At 69.7% G+C, this 20201-nt stretch carries 17 protein-coding genes and 1 tRNA gene; 10 read left to right on the top strand and 8 right to left on the bottom strand.

All coding sequences use genetic code 11. The features are described from left to right. Positions 1–106: 106 nt before the first annotated feature. The 5 genes from K2Y56_RS12345 to K2Y56_RS12325 all read left to right on the top strand — a co-directional run bounded on the left by K2Y56_RS12345 (position 107) and on the right by K2Y56_RS12325 (position 3215). Positions 107–259 carry a histidine kinase gene (locus tag K2Y56_RS12345; RefSeq protein WP_292507678.1) on the top strand — a complete coding sequence of 51 codons (153 nt, stop codon included), beginning with the start codon at positions 107–109 and terminating at the stop codon, positions 257–259. Further along, positions 256–1212, top strand: a complete 957-nt coding sequence (locus K2Y56_RS12340) for a site-specific tyrosine recombinase XerD (protein ID WP_292507677.1) — start codon at positions 256–258, stop codon at positions 1210–1212. The genes K2Y56_RS12345 and K2Y56_RS12340 overlap by 4 nt, the downstream gene beginning before the upstream one ends. A gap of 44 nt (positions 1213–1256) precedes the next feature. After that, a complete protein-coding gene (locus K2Y56_RS12335) occupies positions 1257–1895 on the top strand; it encodes an XRE family transcriptional regulator (protein ID WP_292507676.1) in 639 nt (212 codons plus the stop codon). 10 nt (positions 1896–1905) lie between these two features. Beyond that, positions 1906–2946 carry a cysteine synthase A gene (locus tag K2Y56_RS12330; RefSeq protein ID WP_292507675.1) on the top strand — a complete coding sequence of 347 codons (1041 nt, stop codon included), beginning with the start codon at positions 1906–1908 and terminating at the stop codon, positions 2944–2946. A gap of 113 nt (positions 2947–3059) precedes the next feature. After that, positions 3060–3215, top strand: coding sequence for a hypothetical protein (locus K2Y56_RS12325; protein WP_018046049.1), 156 nt, complete (start codon positions 3060–3062; stop codon positions 3213–3215). A 6-nt stretch (positions 3216–3221) separates the two neighbouring features. Here the strand turns inward: K2Y56_RS12325 and K2Y56_RS12320 are convergent, their stop codons facing one another. Further along, entirely contained in the window at positions 3222–4667 is a 1446-nt protein-coding gene (locus K2Y56_RS12320; protein ID WP_292507674.1) for a peptidoglycan-binding protein, read from the bottom strand. A 208-nt stretch (positions 4668–4875) separates the two neighbouring features. Between K2Y56_RS12320 and K2Y56_RS12315 the strand changes: the two genes are divergently transcribed. Both K2Y56_RS12315 and K2Y56_RS12310 read left to right on the top strand, forming a co-directional pair. After that, a complete protein-coding gene (locus K2Y56_RS12315; protein ID WP_292507673.1) occupies positions 4876–5502 on the top strand; it encodes a glutathione S-transferase family protein in 627 nt (208 codons plus the stop codon). Between the two features lie 195 nt (positions 5503–5697). Then, positions 5698–10929: an alpha-2-macroglobulin gene (locus K2Y56_RS12310; RefSeq protein WP_292507788.1), complete on the top strand. Its 5232-nt coding sequence runs from the start codon at positions 5698–5700 to the stop codon at positions 10927–10929. Positions 10930–10945: 16 nt separating this feature from the next. On the opposite strand, the gene cmk is transcribed toward K2Y56_RS12310, so the two are convergent. Both cmk and aroA read right to left on the bottom strand, forming a co-directional pair. Then, the gene (gene cmk / locus K2Y56_RS12305) at positions 10946–11578 is read right to left on the bottom strand and encodes a (d)CMP kinase (protein WP_292507672.1); all 633 of its coding nucleotides are present in this window, start codon (positions 11576–11578) and stop codon (positions 10946–10948) included. A gap of 5 nt (positions 11579–11583) precedes the next feature. After that, positions 11584–12933, bottom strand: coding sequence for a 3-phosphoshikimate 1-carboxyvinyltransferase (gene aroA, locus K2Y56_RS12300; RefSeq protein ID WP_292507671.1), 1350 nt, complete (start codon positions 12931–12933; stop codon positions 11584–11586). 240 nt (positions 12934–13173) lie between these two features. On the opposite strand from aroA, the gene K2Y56_RS12295 reads away from it, so the two are divergent. The 3 genes from K2Y56_RS12295 (at position 13174) to K2Y56_RS12285 (ending at position 14419) form a co-directional block, all read left to right on the top strand. Then, positions 13174–13566 carry a TIGR02300 family protein gene (locus K2Y56_RS12295; RefSeq protein WP_292507670.1) on the top strand — a complete coding sequence of 131 codons (393 nt, stop codon included), beginning with the start codon at positions 13174–13176 and terminating at the stop codon, positions 13564–13566. 173 nt (positions 13567–13739) lie between these two features. After that, positions 13740–13815, top strand: a tRNA-Ala gene (locus K2Y56_RS12290). A gap of 64 nt (positions 13816–13879) precedes the next feature. Further along, positions 13880–14419: a hypothetical protein gene (locus K2Y56_RS12285; protein WP_292507669.1), complete on the top strand. Its 540-nt coding sequence runs from the start codon at positions 13880–13882 to the stop codon at positions 14417–14419. A gap of 4 nt (positions 14420–14423) precedes the next feature. Here the strand turns inward: K2Y56_RS12285 and K2Y56_RS12280 are convergent, their stop codons facing one another. The 5 genes from K2Y56_RS12280 to K2Y56_RS12260 form a co-directional block, all read right to left on the bottom strand. Next, the gene (locus tag K2Y56_RS12280) at positions 14424–15299 is read right to left on the bottom strand and encodes a protein-glutamate O-methyltransferase CheR (protein WP_292507668.1); all 876 of its coding nucleotides are present in this window, start codon (positions 15297–15299) and stop codon (positions 14424–14426) included. After that, the gene (gene cheB / locus K2Y56_RS12275) at positions 15296–16468 is read right to left on the bottom strand and encodes a chemotaxis-specific protein-glutamate methyltransferase CheB (protein ID WP_292507667.1); all 1173 of its coding nucleotides are present in this window, start codon (positions 16466–16468) and stop codon (positions 15296–15298) included. Before cheB ends, K2Y56_RS12280 begins: the two co-directional genes overlap by 4 nt. Positions 16469–16545: 77 nt before the next feature. Further along, positions 16546–16929, bottom strand: a complete 384-nt coding sequence (locus K2Y56_RS12270) for a response regulator (protein ID WP_292507666.1) — start codon at positions 16927–16929, stop codon at positions 16546–16548. A 23-nt stretch (positions 16930–16952) separates the two neighbouring features. Next, a complete protein-coding gene (locus K2Y56_RS12265; RefSeq protein WP_292507786.1) occupies positions 16953–17444 on the bottom strand; it encodes a chemotaxis protein CheW in 492 nt (163 codons plus the stop codon). Between the two features lie 35 nt (positions 17445–17479). Next, on the bottom strand, positions 17480–20164 hold the full coding sequence (locus K2Y56_RS12260) for a hybrid sensor histidine kinase/response regulator (protein ID WP_292507665.1): 2685 nt from the start codon (positions 20162–20164) through the stop codon (positions 17480–17482). Positions 20165–20201: the final 37 nt, after the last annotated feature.

The raw sequence follows: 20201 nt of genomic DNA, 5'->3' as shown, positions 1-20201 counted from the left end.
CCCCGCCGGCTGTGGCCGAGAAGTCCTTGCCTTCCGCTCCTCCGTAGGAGAAACCCCTGACACCGCAGCGCGATATGCCCACCCGCCCGATCGAGGTTCGCCCGACGTGCCGACCCTGTTCCGCTTCCTCGCCACCCTCGCGATCCTCGGCGGCCTCGTCTTCGCCGGCATGGTCGCGCTCGCCACCTTCGTGGTGCCGACCCCGCGCGAGATGAGCGTGACGATCCCGGCCTCCAAGCTGCAGCCGCCGCCGAGGTGACGGAACCCGCGGAGCGGCCGGCGGAGGCCTTCCTGGAGATGCTGGCGGCCGAGCGCGGCGCCGCCGCCAACACCCTCGCCGCCTATCGCCGGGATCTCGACGATTACGTCGCCGTGCTGGCCGATGACGGGATCGACCCGGCCGAGGCGGAGCCGGCGCAGGTGCGCGCCTATCTCGCCGGTCTCGAGACGCGCGGCCTCAAGGCTTCGTCGGCGGCGCGGCGTCTCTCCTGCATCCGCGGCTTCCACCGCTTCCTCTACGCCGAGGGATTTGCCACCGGCGACCCGACCGTCGCGCTCGCCGGCCCGCGCCGGGGGCGAACCCTGCCCAAGGTGCTCACCGTCGCCGAGGTCGACCGGCTGCTCGGCCTCGCCCGCGAGGCGGCATCAGTCGAAGAAGGCAGCGCCCGGAGACGGGCGATCCGCATGCATTGCCTTCTCGAACTTCTCTACGCCACGGGTCTGCGCGTCTCCGAGCTCATCGCCCTGCCGCGCAGCGCCGCGACGACGCGAGAGCGCTTCCTGATGGTGCGCGGCAAGGGCGGGCGCGAGCGGCTGGTGCCGCTCACCGACATGGCGCGCGAGGCGATGATTCTCCACCTCGCCGGGCTGCCCGGCGACGGGCAGACGGGGGAACGATCCTGGCTGTTCCCCTCCGACAGCGCCAGCGGCTACCTGACGAGGCAGGCCTTCGCCCGCGACCTCAAGCTGGCCGCCGCCGCCGCGGGCCTACGCGCGGACAAGGTCAGCCCGCACGTGCTGCGCCACGCCTTCGCGAGCCACCTCCTCCAGAACGGCGCGGATCTGCGCATCGTGCAGGAGCTCCTGGGACACGCCGACATCGCCACGACGCAGATCTACACCCACGTCCTCGATGCGCGGCTGAAGGGGATGGTGCGGGACCTGCACCCGCTGATGGACGAGTCAGAAGACGCCGCCCAGGGAAATTCCTGACGGCACCATGGCCCGCCGCCGCCGCACGGATTAGGGTCGCCGCCATGGCCTTTTCGGATCGTTCCGCCACCGACCTGACGACGGGCTCCAGCGCGCCGCCCGAGACGCCGCGCACCCTGGAGCGTGCGCTCGGCCACCAAATCCGGAGCCTTAGGCGCGAGCGCGACCTGTCGGTCTCCGATCTCGCGGCTGCCGCGGGCGTCTCGCTCGGGATGATCTCGAAGATCGAGAACGGCCAGATCTCGCCCTCGCTCTCGACGGTGAACGCCATCGCGGGGGCGCTCAACGTGCCGATCACGGCGCTCTTTGCCGCCTTCGAGGAGAAGCGCGACTGCTCGCATGTTCGCGCCGGCCAGGGCGTGATGATCGAGCGGCGCGGCACCAAGGTCGGGCACCTCTACGCGTTGCTCGGCGCGGCCCTCGGCGGCGACGTGGTGGTGGAGCCCTACCTCATCACCCTGCAGCCCGATGCCGAGCCCTATACGGGCTTTCGCCATGCCGGCATCGAGTTCCTGTACATGCTGAGCGGCGAGGTGGTGTACCGCCACGCCGACCGCTCCTACCCCCTGGCGCCGGGGGACGCCCTGCTGTTCGATTCCGGCGGCGTCCACGGCCCGGAGACATTGGTGTCATGGCCGATCACCTATCTGTCGATCATCATCTACCCGCGCCAGCCGACCTGAGACCCGACCCATGAACGCATCCCTCCACACCGACGTCCTCTCCGCCATCGGCGGGACGCCGTTGATCAGGCTGCACCGCGCATCGGAAGAGACCGGCTGCACCATTCTGGGAAAGGCCGAGTTCCTGAATCCCGGCCTCTCGGTGAAGGACCGCGCCGCCCTCTCGATCGTCCGGGACGCAGAGGCGCGTGGGCTGATCCGGCCGGGCGGCACCATCGTCGAGGGCACCGCCGGCAATACCGGCATCGGCCTCGCCCTCGTCGCCTCCGTGCGCGGCTATCGCACCGTCATCGTCATCCCCGAAACCCAGTCGGCCGAGAAGAAGGAGACGCTGCGGCTCGCCGGGGCTCGCCTCGTCGAGGTGCCGGCGGTGCCCTTCGCCAATCCCGACAACTACGTCCACGTGGCGCGACGGCTGGCGGAGAAGCTCGCCGCCACCGAACCCGCGGGCGCCTTCTTCGCCGACCAGTTCGACAACCTCGCCAACCGACAGGCCCATGTCGAGACGACGGGACCGGAGGTCTTCGAGGCGACGCAGGGACAGGTCGACGGCTTCGTCTGCGCCGCCGGCACAGGCGGCACCCTGGCGGGCACCGCGCAGGCTCTGAGGGCCTTGAAGCCCGGCGTGAAGATCGCCCTGTCGGATCCCGAAGGCTCGGCGCTCCATGCCTATTACGAGACCGGGACGCTCAAGGCCGAGGGCTCGTCGATCACGGAAGGCATCGGCCAGGGCCGGGTGACGAAGAACCTCGAGGGCTTCCGGCCGGATCATTCCTTCCGCATCCCCGATACCGAGGCGCTGGAAATCGTCTTCGGCCTGATGCGCGAGGAGGGCCTGAGTCTCGGCGGCTCGTCCGGCATCAACGTCGCCGGGGCGATCCGCCTGGGGCGCCAGCTCGGGCCGGGCCATACCGTCGTGACCATCCTCTGCGACGGCGCGGCGCGCTACGCCTCGAAGCTGTTCAACCCGGCCTTCCTGCAGGAGCGCGGCCTTCCGGTGCCGGGCTGGCTGACGGAGAAGGGCGAGTCCCTGCCGGACTGGCGGGCCTGAGAAGCGTCGAGGTCCGTTCACAAGTCCTTGAAAAACCGTTGAACGGAATCAACCGGGGGACGTTGCACTGGTCAAGCTCGGGCGCTCAAGCTCGGCCGTTTCGGAGTACCCCCATGACCTTGACCACGATTCTCCTCATCATCCTCATCCTGGCGGTGCTCGGCGGCGGCAACTTCCTCGGCGGCGGCGCCTATCGCGGCCAGAGCTTCGGCCTGGGCGGCATCCTCATCATCATTCTGATCGTGCTCCTGGTCACCGGCCGCCTCTGACGCGCGTCAGCCGCCGCAGGTGATGCCGACCACAAGCCCGCCGAGGCGGGCCGTGACGGAGCCGACCGAGCCCGGCCCGGCATCCGCGGGCGCCGGGCTCGGGGCGACCCCGTTCTCGGCGAGAAACGCCGCGACCCGCTGTGAAGAGACGAGGACGTAGCGCGTCGGCGGCATCACGCCAGCGATCAGACGGGGTGCCGTCGGAAAGGTAGAGACCAGTCCGGCGAGGCGGCCCGACCGATCGAAGACCGGCGCCCCTCCGCTTCCCGGCTGGAGCGGCGCGAAGACCCCCTCCCCGGCCATCTCTCCCGGCGCGACGACGACCGACCCTGCCGCCTCGGCGCCGAGGATCACCGCGGCGCTGCCATCGACGGCCTCGCGGGCCAAGGGCACGCCCCTGATGTCACTGCCCTTCGCAGGAAGCCCTGATCCTTCGAGGAGAGCCAAGCCACGGGCGGGATCGCTCGCGATCACACGCGACGGCTTACCCGCGATCGTCGGAGTCGCGCAGCCGGCAAGGGCGGCAGCGCTCGTCAGCACGCGTCCGGGTCCGACGGAGAGGCCCGTCGCCGCCGGGGCCGGCCTGCTTGGGGCCACCTTGGGCAGGGCCACCTTGGGCAGGGGCACCTTCGGTGATGCCACAGCCGGTGGAGTAGCCGAAGGGGCAGGCCCGGGCGCCGCCGTCTCGAACGGGGCGAAGCTGTTGGCGATGGCGATGACGAAGCGGTCGATGTCCGCTGCTCCCTGCTTTCCGTAGCCGATGGTGAAGCCGCGAATCCCGTCGGCGCCGGAGGCGTAGCGGATGTAGGACTTGCCCTGCGCCGTCTCGGCCGTGACCACGAGGAAGTCGGGCCGCTTGATCTTGTAGGTCACCTTGCGATCGGGGCTCGGGGCGGTCAGCCGGGCGAAGGTCGCATCGAGGTCGGTCTCGCCCTGCGAGAAGGACTTGGCGTCGAGGGTGATGCCGCCGTCGGCGCTCTGCCACCTGGTGCCGCCCGGAATGCTCGATCGCTTGGGGAGCATGCGCTCGGGCACGCCGAGGGTGACGCCGCTGGCGGGATCGCGTTGCACCGTGAACTTCGCCGCCTTGCGCGCAGCCTCCCCGGCCGTGAGCAGGGCCGCACGGGTCGCGGGAGCGGGAAATCCCGTCTCCTTCGCGCCGGCCCTGGCGGCATAGGCCATCAGCGCGTCGTGGGTGCGCCTGCCATAGGTGCCGGTGATCACGCTGTTGTAGTCGCCGGTCCAGACGAGCGCGTCCTGCAACGCCTTGCGATCGGGCTCGGGCAGGGACTCGTAGGCAGCCTTCGCCGCGTCGAAGACCGTATCGGGAGCTGTGGCGGGCTTCGGGGGGGCGAGCGGCCTCTGGGGGACCGGGGCCTGAGCCTGCGTTCCCGTCGCCATCAGGATGGCGGCCGCCGTTGCGGACCACCCGAATCGATCGCGACGCGCCATGGCTCGGTTCTCCGGTGGTGCAGCCGAGGTTTGGCAGAGCGCGAGCTCGATTTCCAGAGCGTACTCATCAACGTCGACCACCGTGCCGCGGCGACACTCGCAAGGCTTCGGCATCCCCCTCGCCATTTCACCCGTTCCGGGGGAGAAAATCCGGCAGCTTTCCTCGTCATGGCGATTTGAGGAGGGCTCATCATGCTAGAGCAGACTGATGATGCGCGTCCTTGGCCGTTCGACCTCCATCAACGTCCGCAAGGTTCTCTGGACCGCGGCAGAAACGGGCGTGAGCTTCGTTCACGAGAACGAATGGGCCTTGTCGAAGGACACGCGAAGCCCGGAGTTCCAGGCCTTCAATCCAAATGGTCTCGTGCCCGTTCTCATCTGCGAGGATGGAACTCTGTGGGAAAGCAACACGATCTGCAGGTATCTGGCGGCAAAATCAGAGCGGACGGATCTTCTGCCCGATACGCCGTTCGCTCGCGCGAACGTCGAGAAATGGATGGATTGGCAAGCCGCCGACCTCAACGGCGCCTGCCAAGCCGCTTTTTTGGGGCTGGTACGCCAAAACCCGGTTTACAAGGACGACCATGTTGCCATCGCCCGGAGCACGGAGCGGTGGAATGCGCTGATGCTCGTGCTGGAGAGCCACATGGCGGAAGGCGGCAGCTACGTCCTCGGCGAGTGCTTCACCTTGGCCGATGTCGTGCTCGGGCTGTCGCTCCAACGCTGGCTTCTGACGCCCATTCTTCGGCCCTCGACTCCGGCGCTCGCCGCTTACCGTCAGCGTCTGCTGTCTCGGCCGACCGTAAAGGCGTGGATTCCCGCCGACATACCCTGACCAGGGCATCGGGTGGCAGGTAGTCCTCAGGAGCGCAAGATCCGTTGCGGCCGGCCCACGACCTGCTAGGGTCCGCGCCGGCACCGGAGGGGGATCGGCGCCCTACGGCGGAGTTGAACGATGGCGGGATCGGCTGGGCTCCGGCGGCGTGCCGCCTTCCTCGCGGCTCTGATGATCGGCCTCTCCGGCCCGGCCATGGCGCAGGCGCCCGCAACGCCCGCAGCGAGGATCGCTGCCAAGCCGGCCATTCCGCAGAAGACTTTCGTTCGCGAAACCCTCGCCAGCGAAGCCGTGCGCCTGGAAGCCAGCCTCCAGGCGTCTGCCAAGACACCGGGGGCGGCCAAGCCCGCCGCGCAGGCACTGGAGGAAGGCGAGGCGCTGATCGAAGCTGAGAAGCCCGCCGAGGCCCTCAAGCTCCTGGTCTCCGCCGTCACCGGCGCGCCGGGCGACCCACTCGCCTGGATCGCCTATTCCCGCGCCGCGATCGCGGTGGCACAGGACGAGAACAACCGCGACTACAACGCCCGCAGCGTCCTGCGCGGCAATGCCAGGTCGTCCGCCTATCTCGCCTATCAGCGCGCGCCCTCCGCCGACCTCGAAGCGCAGTCGCTCGCTCAGCTCGCCGAGGTCTATGCCGCCACCTCCGATTGGCGCCCGTCGCTGGAGGCCTACCGCGCCAGCCTGGCGCTCGCCGACGAGCCGTCGGTGCGCGAAGCCTACGAATCGGTGCGGGCCGAGCACGGCTTCCGCATCCTCGACTACAAGGTCGATTCGGATGCCGCCGCCCCGCGCGTCTGCTTCCAGTTCTCCGAGAGCCTGGCTTCCAAGACCGATTTCGCGCCCTTCGTGGCCGTCTCGGGCAGCGCCAACGCCGCCGTGACGGCGAGCGGCCAGCAGCTCTGCGTCGACGGTCTGCGCCACGGGGAGCGCTATGCCTTCGTCCTGCGCCAGGGCCTGCCCTCGACCGTCGGCGAGACCCTGCTGAAAGCCGCCGATTACGAGGTCTACGTTCGGGACCGCTCGCCCCAGGTCCGCTTCACCGGCCGCAACTACGTCCTGCCGCGCACCGGCCAGGCGGGCGTGCCGATCGTCTCGGTCAACGCCGCGAAGGTGAATGTCGAGGTGCTGCGCATCGGCGACCGCAGCCTGCTCCCCTCCCTGCGCTCGGAGGAGTTCCTCGGCCAGCTCAACGGCGCCACGGCCAAGACCATCGCCGACCAGAAGGGCCGCAGCGTCTGGAAGGGCGTGCTCGACACCGCCAAGGCCGATCTGAACCAGGAGGCGATCACCGCCTTCCCGGTGCTGCAGGCGGTCGGCACCCTCGAACCCGGCCTCTACATCATGCTGGCCCAGGCCAGCGGCGTCGCCCCGGCCCAGGACGAGGAGGGGGGATACGAGGCGCAGGCGACGCAATGGTTCGTCGTCTCCGACCTCGGCCTCACCGTGTTCAAGGGCCGCGACGGCGTCCACGTCTTCGCCCGCTCGCTGGCGAGCGCGGCGGCGGTCAAGGGCGCCGAGATCCGGCTGGTGGCGCGCAACAACGAGATCCTGGCGACGGCGAAGACCGATTCGCAGGGCCATGTCGCCTTCGATCCGGGGCTTGCCCGCGGCGAGGGCGGCATCGCGCCGGGCCTCGTCGTCGCCGAGCTGGGCGGCGATTACGGCTTCCTCGACCTCAACCAATCCGCCTTCGACCTCACCGATCGCGGCGTGAAGGGCCGCCCGGCGCCGGGCGCGGTCGAGGCCTATCTGTTTCCCGAGCGCGGGGTCTATCGCTCCGGCGAGACCGTGAACCTCACCGCGCTCCTGCGCGACGCGCAAGGGGTCGCGCTGCCGAACATCCCGTTGACCCTCGTGGTCAAGCGCCCCGACGGCGTCGAATACCGCCGGGTCCAGGTGGCGGACCAGGGCGTGGGCGGGCGTAGCCTCCCGGTCGCCCTGCTGTCGGGCGCCGCCAAAGGCACCTGGCGGGTGCTGGCCTATACCGACCCCAAGGCGCCTCCGGTCGGCGAGGCGAGCTTCCTCGTCGAGGATTACGTCCCCGAGCGCCTGGAGGTGAGCCTGTCGAGCGCCGCTCCGACCCTGACCAGGGGCCAGTCGGCGCGGATTACGGTCGCCTCGCGCTACCTCTACGGCGCGCCGGGCGCCGGGCTCGAGGTCTCGGGCACGGTGCTCGTCCAGGCGGCCTCGGGTAGCGGCATCAAGGGGCTGGAGGGCTTCTCGATCGGCCTCGACGACGAGAGCGTCGAGGCGACCTCTGCCGAGATCGAGGCCCGCGCCACGACCGATTCCAAGGGTGCCGCCACCCTCGACGTGCCGATCCCGGTCCTCGCCGCCCCGCGGCCGGTGGAGGCCAAGATCACCCTGCAGGTCGGGGAGCCGGGCGGGCGGGCGCTCAGCCGGAGCCTCACCCTGCCGATCCTGCCAGAAGGGCCGGTGCTGGCGATCCGCAAGACCTTCTCGGGCGATTTGGCCGAGGGCGGCAGTGCCGGGTTCGACGTGGTGATGGCCTCGCCCGACGGCACGCGCCTTGCGCAACCCGGCACGACCTGGACGCTCTCGAAGGTCGAGAAGAGCTACCAGTGGTACCGCGAGAGCGGCCGCTGGGCCTACGAGCCGGTGACCGCGACCCGGCGCATCGCCGACGGCCGCATCGACCTGAAAGCCGATGCCCCGGCCCGCATCGCCCAGACCGTGAGCTACGGCACCTACCGCCTCGACGTTCAGGCGCCGGGCAAGCCCAGTGCCGCCGCGAGCGTGAGCTTCACCGTCGGCTGGAGCGGCGGCGAGACCGCGGACGTGCCCGACCTCCTCGACCTGCGCCTCGACAAGGCCGCCTATTCCGCCGGCGAGAGCCTGCGGGTGAAGCTGCAGCCGAAGTTCAAGGGCACCGCGACGCTCGCGGTGGTGAGCGACAAGGTCCACGCACTCCTCGACATTCCAGTCTCTGAAGGCGGCACAGAGGCCACCATCCCGGTCAAGGCCGAGTGGGGCGCCGGCGCCTATCTCGTCGCCACCGCCTACCGTCCCCTCGACCAGGCAGCCAAGCGCCTGCCGGGCCGGGCGCTGGGGGTCGCGTGGTTCTCGGTCGACCGGACCAAGCGCCAGCTTGAGGTCGCGGTCGAGGCGCCCGAGAAGACGCGGCCGCGCGAGAACCTGAACCTGCCGATCCGCCTCGCCGGTCTGGAGCCGGGCGAGGAGGCGCGCGTGACCGTGGCCCTCGTCGATGTCGGCATCCTCAACCTGACCCGCTACGAATCGCCCAATCCCGTCTCCTATTTCTTCGGCCAGAAGGCCCTGGGGCCGGAGATTCGCGACCTCTACGGATACCTGATCGATGGGATGCAGGGCACGCTCGGGGCGATCCGCTCGGGCGGTGACGGCAGCGGCAACGAACTCGCCGACGCGCCGCCGACCCAGGCCCCCCTCGCTCTCTATTCCGGCCCCGTCAGCGTCGGGCCGGACGGGCGCGCCAGCGTCACCTTCCCGCTGCCCGCCTTCAACGGCACCGGCCGGGTAATGGTGACCGCCTGGAGCAGGGCCAAGGTCGGCGCCGCCCAGGCCGACGTGATCATCCGCGATCCCGTCGTCCTCACCGGCACCCTGCCGCGCTTCCTCAATGTCGGCGACCGCTCGCGCTTCTTCGTGGCGATCGACAATGTCGAGGGCGCGGCCGGCGACTACACGGTCGACCTCGATCTCACCGGCCCCGCCTTGGTCTCGGCGCAGGCCGCGCACAGCACGGTGCGGCTCGAGGCCGGCGCCAAGGGCTCGCTGACGATCCCGATCACCGCCGCCGGGCCGGGCCTCACCCGCCTCGACGTGACGCTGACCGGCCCCGGCATTTCCGGCAGTGTCGGGCAGAGCTTCGCGCTCGCCATCGGGCCCGGCACCGGATCCCTGGTGCGCCGCACCGTGCGGCCCCTCGAACCCGGCGCCAGCCTGCAGGTCTCGAGCGCGCTGCTCGCCGATATCCTGCCCGGCACCGGCGCGATCTCGGTCACCGCCTCGTCGCTGGCCGCCCTCGACGTTCCGGCCCTGCTCCAGGCGCTCGACCACTATCCCTATGGCTGCTCGGAACAGACGGTGAGCCGGGCGATGCCGCTCCTCTACGTCAATCGCCTCGCGGCGATGGACAGGCTCGGTCTCGACGACAAGGCCGACGAGCGGGTGCGCGAGGCGATCGACCGGGTGCTGGCGCGCCAGAACTCGGCGGGCGATTTCGGCCTGTGGGGCACCGACTGGTCGAGCGACACCTGGCTCAACGCCTATGTCACCGACTTCCTGACGCGGGCCCGAGAGCGAGGCTTCTCGGTGCCGCAGGTCGCCTTCACCAGCGCCCTCGACCGCCTGCGCAACGCCGTTGCCAACACCACCGAGGTCAAGGACGGCGGCATGGACATCGCCTACGCCGCCTATGTTCTGGCCCGAAACGGCCGGCCGGTGATGGGGGATCTGCGCTACCTCGCCGACACCAAGCTTTCCGACTTCTCGACGCCGTTGGGGCGAGGCCAGATCGCAGCGGCGCTGGCGCTGCTGGGCGATCGCGGGCGGGCGGTCAAAGCGTTCGATTCGGCGGTCTCTGCCCTGAAAGCGACGGGCGAGACCGGGGTCTATCGGGCGGATTACGGCTCGCGCCTGCGCGACGGGGCCGGCCTGCTCACCCTCGCGGCAGAGGCCGGGCTGACCGCCCAGACATTGCAGCCCGTGGGCGCCGTCATCACCCAGGAGCGGGCCTCCGGCCGGCCGACCAGCACGCAGGAGAACGCCTGGATGGTGCTCGCCGCGCAGGGACTCGCCAAGGATGCGGAGGCCCTGAGCTTCCGGGTCGACGACGTTGCCCAATCCGGTGCTCTGACCCGGCTCTACAGGGCGCCCGCCCTCGATACGAAGCCGGTGACGATCACCAATGACGGGCGCAGCACCGTCCAGACCGCGATCAGCGTCACCGGCAACCCGATCAGCCCGGAGCCCGCGGAGTCGCGCGGCTACGCCATCTCCCGGACCTATCACCGGCTCGACGGCACCGCGGTCGACCTCGCCCAGGGCCTGCGCCAGAACGATCGCCTCGTGGTGGTGCTGAAGGTGACCGAGGCCAAGGCCAGCGCAGGGCGGCTCCTCCTGGTGGACCGCCTGCCGGCGGGGCTGGAGATCGACAATCCCAAGCTCCTCGACGCCGATGCCCTCACGGGCCTCGCCTTCGCCAAAAGCGAGGTGGCGCCGAGCCATACCGAGTTCCGCGACGACCGCTTCGTCGCCGCCTTCGACCGCACCCCGGAGCAATCCGCCTTCTTCGGCGCGGCCTACACCGTGCGGGTGATCTCGCCGGGCACCTACGTGCATCCCGCTGCGACGATCGAGGACATGTACCGTCCCGACCGCTTCGGCCGCACCGGGTTCGGGACCGTGGAGGTGGTGGCGAAGTAGGACCAGTTCCACCCGCTCAGTGCGAGCGCATCCGGTCCACCACGGCGCGGGCGGCCTCGAAGGCCTCGTCGGGGTCGAGTTCGGTGGTGTCGAGCACCACGGCGTCGGCGGCCGCCTTGAGCGGGGCGGTGCTGCGCGAGGCGTCGCGGGCATCGCGGGCGACGATGTCTTCCAGGATCGCCGAGAGGGAGCTCGTCTCGCCGCGCCTCATGAGTTCGAGGTGGCGGCGTCGCGCCCGCTCCTCGGGGGCGGCGGTGATGAACAGTTTCACGCGGGCGTCCGGGCAGACGACGGTGCCGATGTCGCGACCGTCGAGGACGGCGCCGGCCTCGCCGCTGGCGAAGCGCTGCTGCCAGGCGAGGAGCGCGGCGCGCACGGCCGGCACCGAGGAGATTCGCGAGGCCGCATCGCCCATCGCCCGCTGACGCAGGCGCGGGTCGGCCAAACGATCCGCGATGAGCGTCGAGGCGGCTCGGGCGGCAGCGTTTCGGTCGTCCAGGTCGTAGCCGGCATCGAGCACCGTCAGGGCGACGGCGCGGTAGAGCAGGCCCGTGTCGAGGTGCGGCAGCCCGTAATGGGCAGCGAGCCGCTTGGCGAGGGTGCCCTTGCCGGAGGCGGCAGGTCCGTCGATCGCGATGACCATCGGCATGCCGCTCACCCTGCGATCGCGCCGCCCAGCCCCTGCATCGTCGGCAGGAAGCTCGGGAAGCTCGTGGCGATCATCGCGCCGTCATCGACGGTGACGGGCCGCTCGGTGGCGAGGCCCATCACCAGGAAGGCCATGGCGATGCGGTGGTCGAGATGGGTCGCCACCGTGCCGCCGCCGGGCGGCGGGCTGCCGTTGCCGTGGACGACGAGGTCGTCGCCCTCGACGAGATGGGCGACGCCGTTGGCGCGAAGGCCGTCGGCGACGGCGGCGAGGCGGTCGGATTCCTTCACCCTGAGCTCGTGCAGGCCGATCATGCGGGTGGTGCCCTCCGCAAAGGCAGCGGCCACCGCAAGGACGGGATACTCGTCGATCATCGAGGGCGCGCGCTCCGGCGGCACCTCGACGCCCCTGAGGCGGCTCGCCCGCACGCGAAGGTCTGCCACGGTCTCGCCGCCCTCCTCGCGCTCGCGCAGACGCTCGATATCCGCGCCCATCTCGATCAGGGTGGTGATGAGCCCGATGCGCAACGGGTTCATCATGACGCCCTCGATGGTCACCTCGGAACCCGGCACGATCAGCGCCGCCACCAGCGGGAACGCCGCGGAGGACGGATCGGCCGGTACGACCACGTCGGTGCCGCGCAGAATCGGCTGGCCGGTGAGCGCGACCGTGCGGCCATGGCCGCCTTCGCCCGTCTTCGTCACAGCCACCTCCGCCCCGAACAAGCGCAGCATCCGCTCGGTATGGTCGCGGGTGGCCGCCGCCTCGATCACGGTGGTGATGCCCGGCGCGTTGAGTCCGGCAAAGAGCACCGCCGACTTGATCTGCGCCGAGGCCACCGGCGTCTCGTAGGTGATCGGAATCGCCTCGCGTGGGCCCCGCAGGGTCAGGGGCACGCGCCCGCCCTCCTCCTCCGACACGACTTCGCAGCCCATTCGCACCAGAGGATCGAGGATGCGCCGCATCGGGCGCTTTCGCAGGGAGGCGTCGCCGTCGAAGGTGGCGGTGACGGGCTGGCCGCCGACGACGCCCATCATCAGCCGTGAGCCCGTGCCCGCATTGCCGAAATCCAGCACCGAGGCGGGATCGCCCAACCCGCCGATGCCGACGCCGCGCACGACCCAGCGCCCCTCACCGAGGCGGTCGATGCCCGCGCCGAGGGCTCGGCAGGCCTCGGCCGTGCGCAGGACGTCGTCGCCTTCGAGGAGGCCCTCCACCCGCGTCTCGCCGATCGAGAGCAGGCCGAGGATCATCGCCCGATGCGAGATCGACTTGTCGCCAGGCGGGCGCAGGGCGCCGCGCAAAGGGGCGCCGGACGAAGCCGTCAGGGGCTGTGGTGCGGAATCATGCGACACGGAAAGCTGCTTTTTCAGTTCTGGTCGGGCCGGCCGGCACTCGCCGGGACGAGGCAGACCGGAGGCTGCAGCGCCCGTTATCATGCACATGAGGCGGCGTCATCCGGAGCGCGAGGAGCCGCCTTCGGCCGAATGGCACAAAAGCTCGCGACGGGCGGAGCGCACAGGTATTTGACAGGACACCTCCGCCCGACTAACGGACCCCCTCCCCCGACCAGCACTTCTTAGAGGTTTTCGCCCGTGGCCAGACCGGAACTCGGCATGAAGCGTCAATGCATGAGCTGCGGCGCGAAGTTCTACGACCTCGATCGCGACCCGGCGACCTGCCCGAAATGCGGGACGATCTACCAGGCCGCCGCCACGAGCCGCGTCGTTGCGCCCGCCCTCGCCGCCCGATCAGCCGCGGTTCCGGCCGACGACGACGAGGATGTCAACGCCGACAAGAACGGTCCCGAGATCGTTTCGCTCGATGAAGTCGAGGCGGCGGAGGACGACGCCGATCCGGTGGCGGACGATGCCGATGACGGCGATACGGCGGATGCCGACGACACCTTCCTCGAAGAGGAAGATACCGGCGACGACGACGTTGCCGACCTGATTGACGGCGACATCGAGAACGACGAGGAGACCTGAAAAATCGGCTCGATCGGGTGGCCGGCTCAAAAAACTTGCCCCGATCGGTATCGGGGGGCTTGAGTCGAGCAAGGCGCCCGAATATAGAACCGCCTCCGCCGGTCGCCGTCCGCGACGAACCGACGGACTTGCTGCCGGGACGACGCATCGCGCCTGTTCCGGTCGTTGAATGTGGGGCCTTAGCTCAGCTGGGAGAGCGCTTCCATGGCATGGAAGAGGTCATCGGTTCGATCCCGTTAGGCTCCACCATTCACCCTCGCGACTGTCCCTCCCTCACCATCAGAATGTTTGACGGACGTCCGAGACACGCGGCGTGACCGAGGGTCATCCGCACACCTCACACGCTTCGCTGATTGGCGTCCTGGCGGATCGGCTACTGAGCGGCCCGAGCGCCACCGCCATCCTCGAAGATTGGTGCCGCGAGCGCCGTATCGTGGCCGAACCACGCCTCCTCGCCCACCCGGTGGCGACGGCGCACAAGCCCCCGACGATCGAGCAACGCGAGCGGCTGGCCCTGGCCGAGGACGAGATCGTGCGCTACCGCCGCGTCAGGCTCGCCTGCGACGGCCTGGTCCTTTCGGAGGCCGAGAACTGGTACGTTCCCGGTCGCCTCGATCCTGCGATGAACCGTCTGCTCGATTCGAGCACCACGCCGTTCGGCCGCATCGTTCACCCGCTCGAACCGCAGCGGCGAAACCTCGCCCTCGACATCCTCTGGACGGACCAGGACGCAAGGATTCGCCCGGACACGCAGCTCTTCTCGATCAGGGCCCTGCTCAGCACCGGCCGAGGCCTGCCCTTCTGCGAGGTGATCGAGACCTATCGCGGCGCCGTCCTCGACGGCGCCGGCTGAGGCGTCAGAGCCCGACGACGCGCCGCAAGGGCGCCGGTGCGGAGGCGCCCATGGTATTGCGCGCTGTGGCCGCAGCCTGGTTGTAGAGCCCGCGGTGCTGGGCGCTCGGTGCGAGCTTGTCGGTCAGGCCGATCACCGTCTCGGCGGCTCCGAGCAGGAGGGCACCGTCCGGCGAGAGGCTGGCGCTGAGCCGTCCAAGCACGTCGCCCTTGGTCGGGGCGTCGAAATAGATCAGCACGTTGCGGCAATAGATGATGTCGAAGGTGCCGAGGGTCTCGAACGGATGCAGCAGGTTGAGGGGGCGGAAATCCACCATGCTCCGCAGGGTCTGGGAGATCCGCCATTGCTCGCCGATCTGCTCGAAATTCTTGACGAGGAGCTGCACGGGCAGGCCGCGCTGGACCTCGAAATGGCTGTAGAGCCCGGCCTTGGCCTTCTCCAGTACCTCCGTGGAGAGGTCGGTGGCGACGAGGTCGATGTTCCAGCCGGCGAGCTTGGGCGCCGCCTCCTGCAGCAGCATCGCCAGGGAATAGGGCTCCTGGCCTGTGGAGGCCGCCGCGCACCAGATCCTGAGCTTGCGCTGGGCGGCACGCCGCGCGATCGCTTCCGGAAGGAGCACGTCCTTGAACAGGTCGAAGGGCGTGCGATCGCGGAAGAAGAAGGTCTCGTTGGTGGTCATCGCCTCGACCACCGCCTTCTCCATGACGAGATCGCGACCGCCCCTGAGGGCCGAGACGAGCTGCGGCAGGCCGGCGAGGTTGAACCGGCGGCAGATCGGGCTGAGCCGGCTCTCGATGAGGTAGCGCTTCTCGGCCGTGAGGGCGAGGCCGGAGCGCGTCTTCAGATAGGCGCGCAGGAAATCGAAGTCGACGTCGGTCATGCGCCCTGTCCCATCAGAAGGTTGCGCAATGCGCCGCCGATTTCGCCGAGCGGCAGGACGGCCTGGGCGAGGCCTGCCTTGGCGATGCTGCCGGGCATGCCCCAGACCGTGCTCGTGGCCTCGTCCTGCGCCAGCACCGCGGCACCGGCCTCGGTGAGCGCCCTCGCGCCACCGGTCCCGTCCGAGCCCATGCCGGTGAGCACCACCGCGAGGGCAGCCGCGCCGTAGATCGCGGCGGCGTCGCGAAAGAGCACATCCACGGCCGGCCGGCAGAAATTGACGACGGGGCCGTCGTCGAGTCGGATCGTGATGTCGCCCCGGCTTCCGGCAAGGCCCATGTGACGGCCGCCGGGCGCCACGTAGATGCGGCCGGGCTGCAGCCGCTCGTCGGCCTTCCCCTCGGCGGAGGGAAGCCCGGTGCGGGCTCCGAGATGCTCGGCGAAGACGGCGGTGAAGACCGGCGGCATGTGCTGGACGATGAGGACCGGGAACTGGCGCAGGGTCGCGGCGCCGATCTTCTCGAGCACCTCGCCGACCGCCTTCGGACCGCCGGTGGAAGCGCCGACGAGGAGGACGCGCGGCGGCGTGGCGGTGCGCGCCTTCGGGCGCAGAATCACCGGGGCGGCGGGTCGCGGTGGTGGTGGCGGCGCGGCCGCCAGACCGCCGACGGGATGGGTCCCGGGGGCCTGCGCCGGGCGGCGCCGGGCACGGGTGCTGCCGAAGACGCGGACGCGCTCGATCAGGTCGGTGCGGAACACGTCGGAGGTGGTGACGCCGCGATTGCTCTCGGGCTTGGCGATGTAGTCGACGGCGCCGAGCGCCAGGCAGCGAAGCGAGATGTCGGCGTTGCGGGTCGTCAGGGTCGACATCATGACGACCTGGAGGCCCGGGCTCTTGGCCAGCAGCAGCGGCAGCGCCTGGGTGCCGTCGAGCTCGGGCATGTCGATGTCGAGGAGGACGACGTCGGGGTCGTGGCGCCCCATCGCCTCGACGGCGATACGGCCGTTGGCGGCGGTGGCGACCACTTCGTAGCCGGCCTCGCCGAGCCAGCGCGCCACCAGCCCGCGGACGACGGCCGAGTCGTCTGCGATCAGGACACGAATGCGGTGCCCTGCGGCGGCCGTGTGTCCATGCGGGGAGGCGGGCGACGGTGCGATGGCAGCCAGCATGAGACGATACGCCTAACTTACGCGGTACGGATGAAAGCGGCGGCCCTGCTCCGGCACCTGAGCCGGCGGACGCCGCTTCAGGCGGCGTCGGCCTGCTGGGTGAAGCCGACCTGGTCGAGCTTGGCCGTGACGATGTCGCGGTCGAACGGCTTCATGATGTACTCGTCGGCGCCCGCATGGAGCGCCCGGGCGATGGCGCCCACGTCGTTCTCGGTGGTGCAGAACAGGACCTTCGGGATATCGCCCGACGGGCTCTGGCGAAGAGCCTTCAGGAAATCGTAGCCGTCCATCTCCGGCATGTTCCAGTCGAGGAGGATGACGTCCGGCATCGCCTCGGCGCAGAGGCCGAGCGCCTTGGCGCCGTCCTCGGCTTCGGAGACCCTGAAGTTCAAGCTCTCCAGGATACGGCGCGCCACCTTCCGGATGACGGCCGAGTCGTCGACGATGAGACAGGTTTTCATCGGATGCATCCTCGCTGAGGCGGTCAGGCGGCGCCGGCGACGTGGCGCGGAGCGCCGAAAGCCAGCAGCGAGTCGACATCGAGAATCACGAGCAGGCGGCCGTCGAGGCGGTGGACGCCGAGCGCCAGGTCGCGCCAGCGCGCGTCGAGGTTTATCGGCACCGGCTCGTGCGTGCTCGCGCCGAGCTTGAGTACCTCGCCGACGCCATCGACCACGAGGGCGAAGGTCTCGCCGCCCTGTTCGAGGCCGATCGCCATCTGCTTGCCGTCGCCGACCCGGGCCGGCAGGCCGAGGCGGCGTCGCAGGCACAGGGCCGTGACGACGCGGCCTCGCAGGTTGAGCAGGCCGACGATCTCGGGCGGGGCCAGCGGCACCGGCGTCACGCCGGCGGGGATGAAGACGTCGTGGACCCGGTCGATGGCCAGACCGAACATCGTCTCGCCGACGAAGACGGTGACGAAGTCGTTGGTGGCACCGGCGTCCGTCTCCGGCTTGTTGGTGTTGGCGGCCTGCATCATGGAACTCAACTCCGAACTCGGGATGCCGGATTTCAGGCGGCGTTGGCGAGGGGGGCGGCCTCGATCTCAGACAGGGCCTGGATCAGGCCGCTGCGATCGAACTTCGCCACGAGGTCGGCGATGCCGAGGCCGCGCGCCCGCTCGATGGCCTCAGGGCCGATCGTGCCGGTCAGACCAACCACCGGTAGGGCCGCGACGCGGCCTTCCGCCTTGCGCATGGCCGCGACGAGATCGAAGCCGCTGCGGCCGGGCATTTCGAGATCGCTGACCACCAGGTCGATGCGGCTGTTGGTGATCATCATGGTCAGGGCCTCCTCGGCACTTCCCGCGGTGAGCACGATGTAGCCGGCGGCCTTGAGCACCGGGCTCAGCATGTCGCGGAAGAAGGCCGAGTCGTCGACCAGCAGCAGCGTGGAGGTCGGCTTCTGGACCTTTCCGGCACCGCGGGTCCAATCGTCGTAGGCCAGAGGCAGGAAGTGGGCGATGTTGATGATCTCGGTGGCGCGTCCGCGCAGCACTGCCGAGCCGATGAGGTCGGACCGCTCCGCCGAGATCTCGACGTCGAGGCGCTCCTCGACGATGTCGACGATCTCGTCGACGACGAGGCCCATGGCACGCTCGCCGTCCGAGAACACCACCAGCGCCTGGCTGCCCTCGGAGCGGATCTCGATCGAGGCGTCGGCCGGCACCAGCGGCATCAGGCGACCGCGGTACTGGATGAGCGGGCGACCTCCGACCCACTCGATCTTCGAAGCCTCGATCTCTTCGAGGCGGGTGACGAGGGAGAGTGGCACCGCCTTAAAGCTTCCGGCGCCGCCGCGGAACACCAGGAGCGTCGCCTTCGGATCGGTGGCGACGACCTCCTCGACTTCAGCCTCCATCGGGACGCCGCCCGACTGCGAGCCCTGGCTGACCTGCTGGGCGATGCCGTTGGGATCGACGATGAGGACGACGGCGCCGTCGCCGAGAATCGTGTTGCCGGCAAAGAGCGGCAGGTGGCGCAATTTCGAGGACATCGGCTTCACGACGATCTCTTCCGTATGGAAGACCTCGTCGACGAGGATGCCGAACCGCTGGCGGCCCACCTGGGCCACGACCACGAAGCCGGAATCGATGGTGTCCGTGGGCTGCTCCTGGCCGAGCACGCCGGTGAGGGTGACGATCGGCAGGAGCCGCTCGCGCAGGCGCAGAACCGGCGATCCGTTGATGCGCTCGACGGTCTGGGCGGTGGCCTTGTCGACGCGGACGAGTTCGAGCACCGCCACCTGCGGCACCGCGAAGCGCTGCTCGCCGGCCTTCACGATGAGGGCCGCGATGATCGCCAGGGTGAGCGGGATCTTGATGGTGAAGGTGGTGCCGCGGCCGAGCTGCGTGTTGATGTCGATGACGCCGCCGATGACGTCGATATTGGTCTTCACGACGTCCATGCCGACGCCGCGGCCGGAGACCGACGTCACGGCCTTCGCGGTGGAGAAGCCAGGATGGAAGATGAACTTCGCCACCTGGGCGTCGGTCATCCGGTCGATCTCGGCCTGGCTCGCGACGTTGCGCTCCACGGCCTTCTTGCGGATGGCGGCGAGATCGAGCCCCTTGCCGTCATCGGCGATCTCGATCGTGATGGTGCCGCCCTCGTGATAGGCGGAGAGGCGGATCGTGCCCTTCAGCGGCTTGCCGGAGGCTTTGCGGTCGGCGGCCGACTCGATGCCGTGATCGGCCGAGTTGCGCACCATGTGGGTGAGCGGATCCTTGATGACCTCGAGGACCTGGCGGTCGAGCTCGGTCTCGGCGCCGTTCATCACGAGCTCGATCTGCTTGCCGAGTTCGGAGGAGAGGTCGCGGACCACGCGCGGCAGCTTCTGCCAGGCGTTGCCGATCGGCTGCATGCGCGTCTTCATGACGCCTTCCTGCAGCTCGGCGGTGACGTGGCTGAGCCGCTGCAGCGGAACCTTGTAGGTCGAATCGTCGTGGCGACGCGCGATCTCGAGGAGCTGGTTGCGGGTCAGCACCAGCTCGGAGACCATGGTCATCAGGTGTTCGAGGGTGTCGACGTTCACGCGGATCGTCTGCACCTTGGAGACACCGCCCTCACCATCGCCGCCGGAGGCGGGCGCCTCGGCCTTCGGTGCGGGCGCCGGCATCACGGCCACAGGCGCGGGCTCTGGCTCGGGCGCCGGCTCATCGGCCGCCGCGGGCGCCATCGCCATATCCTCGGGGCCTTCGGCTTCGAGGAAGGCGCGCTCCAGATCCTCAAGCGTCACCTCGCCGGGCTTCAGCTCGCGCTGGACCGGCGGAGGCAGGACGTACTCGGCAGCCGGAGGCGCGGCAGCCGCCGCCTGGCCAATCGGGCCCGAAGCCATCTGCTCCAACGCGCCGATGAGGTCGTCGTCGCTTCCGGTCGGCTCGGAGCCCGTCTTCTCGAGGTCGCCGAGGATCGACTTGAGGCGGTCGAGGGTGACCAGGATGAGGCTGACCGCGGCGCCGGTGACCGGCATTCCATCGCGGAACTGGCCCATCAAAGTCTCGGCGGCATGCGCCAGCGCTTCGAGGCGCGGCAGGCCGAGGAACCCGCAGGTGCCCTTGATGGTGTGCACGAGCCGGAAGATGTTGCTCAGGATCGTCTTGTTGTTCGGATCCTGCTCGAACCGGACGAGTTCGGTATCCACCGTGTCGAGGTGCTCGGCACTCTCGGTGAGAAACTCACGCAGCAAGTCGTCCATGAGAGGCACTCAGTCAAAAACGCGCACGACGGTCGGT

It is taken from the genome of Methylobacterium sp., from assembly GCF_019745455.1.
In the GTDB taxonomy this organism is placed as follows: Bacteria; Pseudomonadota; Alphaproteobacteria; order Rhizobiales; family Beijerinckiaceae; genus Methylobacterium.
The sequence above is the reverse complement of the archived record's forward strand: the minus strand, read 5'-3'. Positions and strand labels throughout refer to the sequence as shown.

Coding starts and splice junctions, on each gene's coding strand:
- K2Y56_RS12310 (WP_292507788.1), top strand. CDS start 5,698: ATGGCGCAGGCGCCCGCAACGCCCGCAGCGAGGATCGCTGCCAAGCCG.
- K2Y56_RS12315 (WP_292507673.1), top strand. CDS start 4,876: ATGATGCGCGTCCTTGGCCGTTCGACCTCCATCAACGTCCGCAAGGTT.
- K2Y56_RS12325 (WP_018046049.1), top strand. CDS start 3,060: ATGACCTTGACCACGATTCTCCTCATCATCCTCATCCTGGCGGTGCTC.
- K2Y56_RS12260 (WP_292507665.1), bottom strand. CDS start 20,164: ATGGACGACTTGCTGCGTGAGTTTCTCACCGAGAGTGCCGAGCACCTC.
- K2Y56_RS12265 (WP_292507786.1), bottom strand. CDS start 17,444: ATGCAGGCCGCCAACACCAACAAGCCGGAGACGGACGCCGGTGCCACC.
- K2Y56_RS12335 (WP_292507676.1), top strand. CDS start 1,257: ATGGCCTTTTCGGATCGTTCCGCCACCGACCTGACGACGGGCTCCAGC.
- K2Y56_RS12330 (WP_292507675.1), top strand. CDS start 1,906: ATGAACGCATCCCTCCACACCGACGTCCTCTCCGCCATCGGCGGGACG.
- K2Y56_RS12320 (WP_292507674.1), bottom strand. CDS start 4,667: ATGGCGCGTCGCGATCGATTCGGGTGGTCCGCAACGGCGGCCGCCATC.
- K2Y56_RS12280 (WP_292507668.1), bottom strand. CDS start 15,299: ATGACCGACGTCGACTTCGATTTCCTGCGCGCCTATCTGAAGACGCGC.
- cheB (WP_292507667.1), bottom strand. CDS start 16,468: ATGCTGGCTGCCATCGCACCGTCGCCCGCCTCCCCGCATGGACACACG.
- cmk (WP_292507672.1), bottom strand. CDS start 11,578: ATGCCGATGGTCATCGCGATCGACGGACCTGCCGCCTCCGGCAAGGGC.
- K2Y56_RS12270 (WP_292507666.1), bottom strand. CDS start 16,929: ATGAAAACCTGTCTCATCGTCGACGACTCGGCCGTCATCCGGAAGGTG.